Origin of the sequence: Paenarthrobacter sp. PAE-2 (genome assembly GCF_026013155.1) — a bacterium.
Classification (GTDB): Bacteria; Actinomycetota; Actinomycetes; order Actinomycetales; family Micrococcaceae; genus Arthrobacter; species Arthrobacter ureafaciens.
The window spans coordinates 17574-28342 of sequence record NZ_JAPDNV010000044.1 but is presented as its reverse complement, the minus strand read 5'-3'; the positions used below and the strand labels follow the sequence as shown (position 1 = coordinate 28342).

12 protein-coding genes are annotated in these 10769 nt (G+C 62.6%); 11 read left to right on the top strand and 1 reads right to left on the bottom strand.

The window, feature by feature from the left end:
* From OCL88_RS18510 to OCL88_RS18495, 4 genes are all read left to right on the top strand, one after another.
* Positions 1–404, top strand: a 404-nt coding sequence (locus tag OCL88_RS18510; protein WP_264963478.1) for an aldo/keto reductase, incomplete at its 5' end; no start/stop codon positions are given.
* A gap of 110 nt (positions 405–514) precedes the next feature.
* Positions 515–1216, top strand: coding sequence for a flavodoxin (locus tag OCL88_RS18505; protein WP_264963477.1), 702 nt, complete (start codon positions 515–517; stop codon positions 1214–1216).
* A 65-nt stretch (positions 1217–1281) separates the two neighbouring features.
* Positions 1282–1608, top strand: a complete 327-nt coding sequence (locus tag OCL88_RS18500; RefSeq protein WP_166185717.1) for a carboxymuconolactone decarboxylase family protein — start codon at positions 1282–1284, stop codon at positions 1606–1608.
* A 136-nt stretch (positions 1609–1744) separates the two neighbouring features.
* Positions 1745–2929, top strand: a complete 1185-nt coding sequence (locus OCL88_RS18495) for an MFS transporter (protein WP_264963476.1) — start codon at positions 1745–1747, stop codon at positions 2927–2929.
* Here the strand turns inward: OCL88_RS18495 and OCL88_RS18490 are convergent.
* Positions 2926–3384, bottom strand: coding sequence for a MarR family winged helix-turn-helix transcriptional regulator (locus OCL88_RS18490; protein WP_166185719.1), 459 nt, complete (start codon positions 3382–3384; stop codon positions 2926–2928). The genes OCL88_RS18495 and OCL88_RS18490 overlap by 4 nt on opposite strands.
* Positions 3385–3523: 139 nt before the next feature.
* On the opposite strand from OCL88_RS18490, the gene OCL88_RS18485 reads away from it, so the two are divergent.
* The 7 genes from OCL88_RS18485 to OCL88_RS18455 all read left to right on the top strand — a co-directional run bounded on the left by OCL88_RS18485 (position 3524) and on the right by OCL88_RS18455 (position 10703).
* Positions 3524–4474: an SDR family NAD(P)-dependent oxidoreductase gene (locus OCL88_RS18485; protein ID WP_166185721.1), complete on the top strand. Its 951-nt coding sequence runs from the start codon at positions 3524–3526 to the stop codon at positions 4472–4474.
* Positions 4475–4476: 2 nt separating this feature from the next.
* Positions 4477–5367 (top strand): amidohydrolase family protein, encoded by an 891-nt coding sequence (locus OCL88_RS18480; RefSeq protein WP_264963475.1) that lies wholly within the window; start codon positions 4477–4479, stop codon positions 5365–5367.
* 1 nt (position 5368) lies between these two features.
* Complete coding sequence (locus tag OCL88_RS18475; protein ID WP_264963474.1) at positions 5369–6592, top strand: acyl-CoA dehydrogenase family protein; 1224 nt, start codon at positions 5369–5371, stop codon at positions 6590–6592.
* 49 nt (positions 6593–6641) lie between these two features.
* Positions 6642–7097 (top strand): MaoC family dehydratase, encoded by a 456-nt coding sequence (locus OCL88_RS18470; RefSeq protein ID WP_166185727.1) that lies wholly within the window; start codon positions 6642–6644, stop codon positions 7095–7097.
* Between the two features lie 49 nt (positions 7098–7146).
* Positions 7147–8472, top strand: coding sequence for an MFS transporter (locus OCL88_RS18465; RefSeq protein ID WP_264963473.1), 1326 nt, complete (start codon positions 7147–7149; stop codon positions 8470–8472).
* Between the two features lie 11 nt (positions 8473–8483).
* Complete coding sequence (menE, locus tag OCL88_RS18460; protein WP_264963472.1) at positions 8484–10034, top strand: o-succinylbenzoate--CoA ligase; 1551 nt, start codon at positions 8484–8486, stop codon at positions 10032–10034.
* A 177-nt stretch (positions 10035–10211) separates the two neighbouring features.
* On the top strand, positions 10212–10703 hold the full coding sequence (locus tag OCL88_RS18455; protein ID WP_062095315.1) for a DUF805 domain-containing protein: 492 nt from the start codon (positions 10212–10214) through the stop codon (positions 10701–10703).
* Positions 10704–10769 lie beyond the last annotated feature (66 nt).

The window sequence follows — 10769 nt, the reverse complement described above, 5'->3', positions numbered from 1 at the left end:
GGCGCGCCATGCAGGACCTGAACAAGGAAGGCCTCACCCGGGCCATCGGCGTCTCAAATTTCCACCCGGACCGAATTGTGGACCTCATCGACCACAACAAGAACGTCCCGGCCGCGAATCAGATCGAAACCCACCCGTTCCACCAGCGTGCCTCCGACCAGGAACTCATGCGCGAACGCGGCGTGCAGATCGAATCCTGGGGGCCGTTCGCCGAAGGCAGGAACAACCTGTTTACCGACCCGGTCCTTAGCGCCATCGCCGACGAACAGGACAAGTCCGTCGCCCAGGTCGTGCTCCGCTGGCTCATCCAGCGCGACGTCGTCGTGATCCCCAAGTCGGTCCGGCCCAGCGCATGGCCCAGAACCTTGACGTCTTCGGCTTCACCCTCACCGAAGAGCAGATGAACCAGATCGCGGCGATGGACACCGGTGCCAGCCTTTTCTTCGACCACCGCGACCCTGCCATGGTCAGCTGGCTCGGCGGCCGCCGCTACAACTAAAGAGCGCGTCAGCCCTTGACCACCAACCCAATGGACGTCAGTCGGCGGTCCGCCCTTCGCGGGGTGGCCGCCGGACTGACCGGTGCCCTGCTGGCCGCTGCAACACCTGCTTGCACATCCCAAGGAAGAACCGACGTGCCTTCATCCGACACCACTTCATCGCCCAACAACAAAAGACCGGGCCAGGACAATCAACGTATCTTGCTCGCCTACTTCTCCCGGGCAGGTGAAAACTACTACTACGGCGGCCGAACCAATCTGGAGATCGGCAACACCGAGGTACTCGCGGACATGATCAGTGCGCGGATTCCCTGCCAGGTACACCGCATAGAGGCCGCTGAGCCTTACCCGGACAGTTACGACGCCACCGTTGCCCGGAACGTCCGCGAACAAGACCAGGACGCCCGTCCCGCGATCAACAATCCGCTTCCCTCCTTGGACCAGTACGGCACAGTGATCCTGGCAAGCGGCATCTGGAACGTCAGGTCGCCAATGATCATGACCACCTTCATCGAAAGCTACGACTTCGCCGGCAAGACGGTGTACCCGGTTACCACCCATGCGATGAGCGGATTGGGCAATACCGCACGCGACTACGGGCAGTCATGCCCCGGGGCAATTATCGGCGAAAGCCTCGCAGTCAAAGGTGAGGAAGTCCGCAACGCCGGCGATGAGGTCGAGTCATGGCTCCAACGCGCGGGCCTTCTCACTCCCTGATAACCGTCCCAACAGCAACAGCCGATACCGCACGCCGGCGGCTCCAGATACCGAAAGGTCAGCACATGAGCGATTTACAACAAACCAGGGCACAGCAACTCATCGGAGACTTCGCTCCGAAACTTGTTGATCTCACGGACCGGGTCCTCTTCGGGGACGTCTGGGAACGCGAAGAACTCTCACCCCGGGAGCGCAGCCTGATTACGGTCGCCAGCCTCATCACCACCGGCAGTACTGATCAGCTTCGAGGACACCTCGCCCGGGCACGAACCAACGGACTGAGCGAGACCGAACTCAAAGAGGTGATCATCCATCTGTCCTTCTACGCCGGATGGCCTAAAGCAATGTCGGCCATCGCCGTCGCCAAGGAGGTCTTCGCTCAGGCTGAATAGCCGCCCTCTTAAGCCCAAGCGGCCCCGGTATGCCCGCAGGCAGGTATTGCCAATACCCCGCATCGCGGTCACTCCCATCATCAGTGTTGGGCCGCTTTTCTTGTGACGTCCCTTATTGCTCCCGAAAGGCGAATCCGTGCGGCAATTGCTCCCGTCCTCCATGGCGTTGTTGTGGGGACTGCAGTTCGCGTTTCTTACTCCGGCGCTGGCCCTCATGCTGGTGGACCTTTTCGGCGCCACGCCGACCGACGTGGGCTGGGTTCTCGCACTGTATAACGGCGGCGGGTTCCTGGCCTCCTTGATCATCCCGGCGCTCGCGGACCGGAAGAGGGACTACCTCCGCCCGATGCTCCTCTGCGGTCTCCTTGCGCTCGCACTTCCCGGAGTGTTGGCCCTGACGTCGTCTTTGCCCCTGGCGGTTGTTGCCCTTCTGGTACTTGGGGGGCCCGCAGGCGTGGGGATGTCCCTCTTCTTCGCCCACCTCAAGCAGTCGGGCGCCGGCCCGCAGGAAGTCGTCACCATGCGGGCGGTTGTTTCGTTCGCGTGGGTTGCCGGACCGCCCCTGGCCACAGTTATCATCGGATCCTTCGGAAGCCAGTCGATCTTGCTGGCTTTGGCTGCTGTCGCCCTCCTGAACCTGGTCACAACGGGCATTGCTTTTCGCCGCAACAGAACCCTCCCGGGATCCAGCGCAGGGCCGTCAGGCGGAGCGGATGATGGCCCGTTGGCCTCAAGGCTTGCCGTGATCGGTGTCGTCATTGCTTTCACGATTCTCCAGGCGACCGACAGCAGCGCCGTAACCATCATGGCCCTGTTTGTGGACCAGAAAATGGACGGTCAACTCATTTGGGCTGGAATTGCCCTCGGTGTTGCCGCGGCTCTTGAGATCCCGGCGCTCCTTGCGATCGGAAGGCTCAGCCGGTCCATCCCGGAGAAGAGGCTCATCGCCTCGGGATGCATTGCCGGGGTCCTGTACTACACAGGGATGACCTTCGCCGTCGACCCCATTGCGCTGTTGAGCTTGCAGATTCTCCACGCTTGGTTCTTTGGCGTGATAGCCGGAGTTGGCCTGACGCTGTTTCAAAAGGTCATTCCCCGGCCCGGCCTGGCCGCCGGGCTGTTTACCAATACCCGGCGAATTGGCGCGATAGCGTCCGGTCCCATCATTGCGTTCGGCTCCATGACAGCGCTTGGCTACCAGGGCGTCTTTGGAATCTGCGCGGTGCTGACCCTGGCAGCCATGGTTGTCATCGAACTGACGTCACGGGGTAGCAAAGCTCCCGCGGCCAAGGAGCAAATCCCGGCCGCCTCGCAGTCCTAGCCCCACAGCGCCTTTTTGAGCAGTGCTCTGAGCTGCACGTTTTCTTCCTCGCTGAGCGCTGCCAGCTGCGTTTGCTCGCACACCTCAAGCGCAGCCCGGGCCTTGTTGTGGATCCGGCGGCCCTCCGCAGTGGAAACGATGATCTTGGCCCGCCGGTCCTGCTTGCCCTGTGCCCTTTTGACCAGGCCGCGGTGTTCAAGATCGTCCACCAGGCTGACCACCTGGCTGGGGTCCAGGCTCAGGAAATCGGCGAGTTCGCGTTGTGTCGGTTCCAGTCCGCTGCACGCGAGTGTCAGCACGGAGAAGGACCGCTCCCGGAGGCCGTAGTCAGCCAGCGCCTTATTGTTCAGCAAGGACCCCGTGGCGTGCAGTTTGGCCAGCAGCAGGCCAACATCGTTGCCGATTTTCGCCTCGGCCAGGCGCGGGGTTTCCACTTCGGTGCTATGCGGTCCCATGACAACTCCAATAGTAATGAAAAACAATCGTTGACTTTTTCAATGATCCGTATTCTCATTGATCATGACAAGGATCTCACGACGCAGTGGGATCGGCCCCACCGGCTCCAGCCGGTTACTGCATGCGAAGGAGCACGCCATGAGCTTGAACGGCAAGGTTGCAATCGTCACCGGGAGCGGACAGGGTCTTGGACTCGCTTACGCGAGGGAGCTCGCCCGCCAGGGTGCCGCCGTCGTCGTCAATGACGTGAACGCCGGGACCGCAGCCCAAGCCGTTGCGCAGATTGAGGCCGACGGCGGCCGGGCCACCGCTGTGGTGGTACCGGTGGGCACCACGGATGCCGCCAAGGCGCTGGTCGCCGGTGCCGTTGAGGCATACGGCAGACTGGACATCCTGGTCACCAATGCCGGCATCCTTCGAGACAAGAGCCTGCTGAAGATGACCGACGAGGACTTCGACATGGTGATCAACGTGCACCTGAAGGGCACGTTCACCTGTGTCCGCGAGGCCTTCGCGTACTTCAAGGACAACGGCATTCCCGGGCGCATCATCACCATCGGCTCGCCCACCGGCCAGCGAGGCAACTTCGGGCAGAGCAACTACGCCGCCGCCAAGGCCGGCATCGTGGGCATGGTCCGCACCTGGGCACTGGAGATGAAGAAGGCCGGCGTGACGGTGAACTCGGTGATTCCGGTGGCGGCGACGGCGATGACCAAGACCGTCCCGTACTTCCAGAAGGCCGTGGAGGCCGAGGAACGCGGCGATGCGATGCCGGCCTTCTTCCGCCATGACCTGGGCTTCGGAACGGCCGACGACGTCGCCGGGCTCATCGCGTTCCTCGCCTCTGATGAGGCGGGCGGCATCACCGGCCAGGCGATCGGCGTCGGCGGTGACCGGCTGCAGGTCTGGACACATCCGACGGCGGCCACCACCGAATTCCGCGACGGAGGCTGGAGCTACGAAGCGCTGGTGGAGAACGCCGGATCACTCTTCGGCCCGGACGCGCTGCAGAGCTACGGTGAGGAATTCCTGCCCCTGCCGGAGGAACTGCAGCCCGAACCGGCGGCTGTACCTTCACAGGCCCGCTGATCATGGCTGACCGTTACGAGCTTGGCATCGAGGTCTCCTCGCTGGAGGCGATCGACATGCACGTCCACCTCGAAGTGGACTCCTGCGGCCACGGCTCGCTCCCGGATGCGCTGACGGAGGCCTCGGCGAAGTACTTCAAGTCCGAGGACAGGACGCCGTCCTTGGACAGGATCGCCGAGGTGTACCGCGAACTGAACATGGCCGCCGTCGTCTTTACCGTCGACGCCAGGACGCAGCTCAAGCACGAGCCCAACAGCATCCCGGAACTGATCGCCGGAGCAGCCCGGAACAACGATGTGTTGATTCCCTTCGGCAGCGTGGACCCGCGGACGGGGGAGGACGCCATCGCCGGCGCCAAGCACCAGGCCGTTGAGCTTGGCGCGCGCGGCTTCAAGTTCCACCCCTCGCTCCAAGGCTTCGACCCATCCAACGAGCAGTTCTATCCGCTCTGGGAAACGCTGCAGGAACTGGGCCTGCCGTGTATTTTCCACACCGGCCAGAACGGCATGGGTGCCGGGCTTCCCGGTGGCTACGGCATCAAGCTGGCGTACTCCAATCCGTTGCTGTTGGATGCGGTGGCTGCTGATTTCCCGGGCCTGCAGGTCATCATGGCCCATCCCTCGGTGCCGTGGCAGGACGAAGCGAATTCGATCGCGACGCACAAGTCCAACGTGTTCATCGATTTGTCCGGGTGGTCGCCCAAGTACTTCCCGGAATCGCTGGTTCGACTGTCCAATTCGGTGCTGCAGGACAAGGTGTTGTTCGGCACGGACTTCCCGCTGATCACCCCGCAGAAGTGGCTGGGTGCGTTCGCGGACCTTCCTCTGAAGGACGAGGTCCGCCCGAAGATTCTCAAGGACAACGCTGTCCGGTTGCTGGGGTTGAGTGGCTGAAATGGTCACAAGCACGACCACGGAAGTCGGCCCGGGTGCCCGGCTCTACGGTGTGGCGGACTGGTACGACGCCGAAGCGCTGCTCACCACGGACGAACGCACAGTGCTGGCCCGCCTGAGGGAGTTCCTGGACGCCGAAGCGGTACCGTTGCTCGCCGAGTACTGGGAGCGCGGCGAGTTCCCCGAACAACTGGCTCAGCCGTTGATTGACCTTGACCTGATGGAGCCGTTCGAACATCCCGCGCGGGGAATCTTCCACGGTTTCCGGATATTCGAGCTCGCCCGAACCGACGCCTCCCTGGCCACCTGGTACACGGCACAGGCCGGTCTGTTCCGGACGGCAATCCGGGTGGGTGCCTCCAAAGCACAGCAGAAGGAGTGGATGCCCGGCGTTGTGGACTTCTCCCTCAAAGGTGTCTTCTCGCTGACCGAACCGGAGCACGGTTCGGACATCGCCGGCGGCTTGTCCACCACCGCGCGCTTCGAAGCAAGATCCGCAGCGGGCCCCGAAGGCGGCAGCTGGGTTTTGCACGGCGCCAAGCGGTGGATCGGGGGCGCCTCCACTGCGGATGTGCTGTGCGTGTTCGCCCGGGATGTGGCCGACGGGCAAGTCAAAGGGTTCCTCGTGGACCGGACCGCGCCCGGGGTCAGCTTGGAGAAGATCCACGGCAAGGCTTCCCTGCGGATGATGCAGAACGCCCACATCACCCTGGACAGCGTCCGCGTTCCGGAGTCCATGCGCCTAAACCGCGTTGACTCGTTCAAGGACGTAGCCGCAATGCTCCGGGCGATGCGCTCGGATGTCGCGTGGATCGCCACCGGCATCCAGGCCGGCGCCTTCGAAGCCGCCCTTGCCTATGTCAGGGAGCGTCAGCAGTTCGGCCGCTCCTTGGGTTCCTTCCAACTCGTGCAGGAGAAACTGGCGCGAATGCTCGGAAACACCACCGCCTCGCTCTCCTTGGTGACCCGCCTGACCGAACAACAGGCCAAAGGCATCTACAGGGACCAGGACTCCGCTTTGGCCAAGATGCAGACGTCCCTGATGATGCGCGAAACCGTCGCCCTGGCCCGTGAAGTCGTGGGCGGCAACGGCATCACGCTCGCAGCCGACGTCGCCCGGTTCCATGCCGACGCGGAAGCGGTCTATTCGTACGAAGGCACCCACGAAATCAATGCACTGATCGTCGGACGCGCCCTGACGGGCGAGAGTGCCTTCACCCACTGAACGACACACATAACAACGCACACAACAACACAACAACCAGGAGGCAACGATGCCCAATCTCGTCGTCGATTTCGACACCCTGCTTGCCATGTCCGGAAAAGACCTGGGCACCACCGACTACCGTGAGATCACCCAGCAGCAGATCAACCTGTTCGCCGATGCCACGGACGATCAGCAGTGGATCCACATCGATCCCGAACGAGCCAAGGACGGCCCCTTCGGCGCTCCCATCGCCCACGGCTTCCTCACTCTCTCCCTCATCATTCCTTTCTGGGGCGAGCTGTTCGACGTCGATGGCGTCACCACCAAGGTCAACTACGGGCTGGACAAGGTCCGTTTCACCTCGCCGGTGAAGGTGGGCTCCAAGGTCCGCATGCAGGGCTCCATCGCCGAGGTCACCGAGGTCAAAGGCGGAGCCCAGATCAAGGTCAACGCCACCATCGAGATTGAAGGCCAGGAACGGCCCGCCGTCGTGGCCGAATTCCTCGCCCGTTTCTACAAATAAACCGCTTCCCAGAAGAAGCACCCACATCCTCCTCTCCCAAGGAACAGCCATGTCAGGACACACTGCGCTCGCATCAACCAACACGGCCGCAAAGCGCAAAGAGGCGCGCACGGTCATCATGTCCAGCTACCTGGGCAGCACCATCGAGTTCTACGACTTCCTGTTGTACGCAACGGCCGCAGCGGTTGCGTTTCCCAAAGTGTTCTTCGCCGGAACGGATGAGTGGGTGGGCGTCGTCGCCGCCTACGCGACGTTCGCCGCCGGCTACGTTGCACGGCCACTGGGCGGCATCATCTTCGGACACTTCGGGGACCGCATCGGGCGCAAGGGAATGCTCATTATTTCCATGGCGATGATGGGCATCGCCTCCACGTTGATCGGCCTGATCCCGGGTGCCGGCGTCATTGGCCCCTGGGGGGCCGTGATCCTGGTGATCCTGCGCGTTTGCCAAGGCATCGCCGTCGGCGGTGAATGGGGCGGGGCGGCGCTGATGGCCCTGGAACATTCAGATCCCAAGCGGCGCGGCTTTGCGGCTTCGTTCGTGAACGCCGGCGCACCCACAGGCGCCGTCCTGGGCACCATGGTCATGGGCATCTTCTCCGCCCTTCCACAGGATGCCTTCCTGGCCTGGGGGTGGCGTGTGCCGTTCCTCCTGTCCTTCGTCCTCCTGATCGTCGGGATGTTCGTCCGGCTGCGAGTGTCCGAGAGCCCGATCTTTGCCGAAGCCGTGGCAAAGGAAAACGCGCAAGGGACCAAGCGCAGGATCCCGCTGCTGGAGGTCCTGAAGCGTCCCAAGGCCCTCATCATGATCATGTTTGCCGGTGCTGCGGGCTTCGGTCTCCAAGTAGTGCTTCCTACGTTCTCCGTCACCTACGCCGTATCCAAGGGTGCGCCACAGCAGGGAGTGCTCTACGCCTTCGCCGGGGCCTCTGCGATCTCCATCCTGTTCGTCCTCCTGGGCGGCAGGTTGTCCGACCGCTTCGGCCGACGTCCAGTGATGGTCACCGGCCTGGCCTTGTTCATCCTGTACCTGTTCCCAATGTTCGGGATGCTCAGCTCAGGCAACGTAGCCCTGGTCTTCCTGGCGTTTACCGTGGCACTGATCCTGCACTCGTCCCTGTACGGACCCCTCGCAGCGTTCGTGTCCGAGCAGTTCGGCACCACCAACCGCTACACCGGTGCTGCCGTCGGCTACCAGCTGGCAACCCTGATCGGGGCCGGCTTCACGCCAGGGATCGTCGCCGGACTCTACAAGGATGCGGGCCAGAGCATCGTCCCCGTGGTGGTGTTCCTGTCCGCCATGTCACTGGTGTCGATTGTCTTCATCCTGCTGACGCGGGAGTCTAAGAACAACGACCTCTCAACGGTCAGTTAGGAGAACGCACCATGGACAACAACGGAGTTGGATCCTGGCTGCACCGCCGCCGAGCCAAGTCAGGGCCAAGAACGGCCTTGATATCCGGCAGCCATACGCTCACCTACGCAGAACTCGCCGAACGGACCGACCATTTGGCTGTAGCCCTCAAGGACAGGGGCGTGGCCAAAGGCGACCGGGTAGTCTACCTTGGCGAGAACCATCCGTCCTTCGTGGAGACCTTCTTCGCCTGCGGGCTGATCGGAGCAATCTTCGTACCGCTCAACACGCGACTCGCCGCTCCCGAGCTTCAGTTCCAGCTGCAGGATTCCGGGGCCCGGCTTCTGGTCAACGCCCACGCACTGGAGGCTGTTGCCGCCGCATCGCTGGAGGACACCCAGGTAACCCATCGCCTTGTGGTGGCTCCCGACGGCGGACCTGAAGCTTTCGCTCTTCAGCCGCCACCCGGCGTCGAACACTATGGCGAGGTGATTGCCGCAGCGGCCGGAACGCTGCCCGACGAGACTGTCACGCTGGGCGACGGCGCCATGATCCTCTACACCTCCGGGACCACCGGGAAGCCAAAGGGTGCCCTGCTGACGCACGGCAACATCACGTGGAACTGCATCAACACCGTGGTGGACATGGACCTTAACCGCAATGACGTGGCCTTGATGATCTCACCGCTGTTCCACGTGGCATCCCTGGACATGGGCCTGCTGCCGATGCTGCTGAAAGGTGCCACGGTGGTGCTCGAAACCAAGTTCGATCCGGGCCGTGTCCTGGAGTTGATCGGACAGCACAAAGTCACCACCCTCAACGGAGTCCCCACTACTTTCCAGATGCTCTGCGACCACCCGGAATGGTCGACGGCGGACCTCAGCTCCCTGGACAAGCTCACCTGCGGCGGTTCCGCCGTTCCGCAACGGGTGCTGGAGGCGTATGAGGAGCGGGGCATTGGGTTTACGAGTTGCTACGGAATGACCGAAACCGCGCCCGGCGCGACGATGCTGCCCGCGTCCAGGTCCAAGGACAAAGCAGGCTCCGCGGGGCTCCCGCACTTCTTCACGGACGTGCGGATTGCCGATCCCATGGGCGGGCCCGCTCTTCCCGGCGCGGTGGGGGAGATCCAAATTTCCGGGCCCAACGTCATCAAGGAGTACTGGAACCGACCGGAAGCCACCGCTGACAGTTACGCGGACTCTTCCTGGTTCCGTTCAGGGGACATGGGACACCTGGACGAAGAAGGCTTCCTGTTCGTCTCGGACCGCATCAAGGACATGATCATTTCCGGCGGCGAGAACATCTATCCGGCCGAGGTGGAAGCAGCCATCGCTGAATTGCCCGCAGTGGGAAGCGTGGCCGTGATCGGAGTCGCCGACGACAAATGGGGCGAAGTCCCGAAGGCGATCGTGACGTTGCGGGAGCGGGCTTCCCTGACTGAAGAGCAGTTGCGCTCGCATTTGGACGGACGATTGGCCCGCTACAAGATTCCCAAGTCGGTGGTTTTCGTGGAGGAGATGCCGCGCACTGCCAGCGGGAAAATCCGCAAGACGGATCTGCGGCGTGATTTTGCCCGCTGAACCGGCGTCCGGAACCGTGTTTCCATTGAAAACCATCCTGGAAACAATCGGTAATCAGTCAAATCCTCGTTAACTTTTTTCGACCGGCAGTGCTTATTGGTCAAAAGGCAACTAGCATAAGCAACGTCTCATGCCAATGAGCGCAGTCGACTCAACTAATAAGCGGGGGATCTACCAATGAGTTACCAACCACAACCACAAACGCAGCCGTATGCCGCGCAAGCCGGAGAGCCGCCGCTTTGGGCACCGTATTACGGGGCGCCCATCGGTGCGGCTGTTAAGCGCTTCTTCAAGAAATACACCGTCTTTACGGGCCGCGCGAGCCGCAGCGAATACTGGTGGTGGGCACTGATCGCTGCAGTGGTGAATTTCGTGCTGCAGTTGCTGACCACGATTCTGGGAGCGACCGGAGCCACCATGGCCGCCGACGGAACAGCCGTTCCTGGCCCGGGAGCGATCATCGGCTTCATCCTGTGGGGAATTTGGGGGCTTGCCACCATCATCCCGTCCATCGCCTTGGGGGTACGCCGCCTCCATGACGCCAACTTCAGCGGTTGGCTCCTGCTCCTGGTCCTGGTTCCGTTCCTCGGAGCCTTGGCCATCCTGGTATTCACGCTGCTGCCTTCCAACCCGGCGGGCCAGCGTTTCGACGTTCCGGGCAGCGTCTAGCTACCAAGTGCAGGGAGAGGGGCGGGCCATTACGGACCGCCCCTCTTTCGCGTTTCAAGTCTTTCG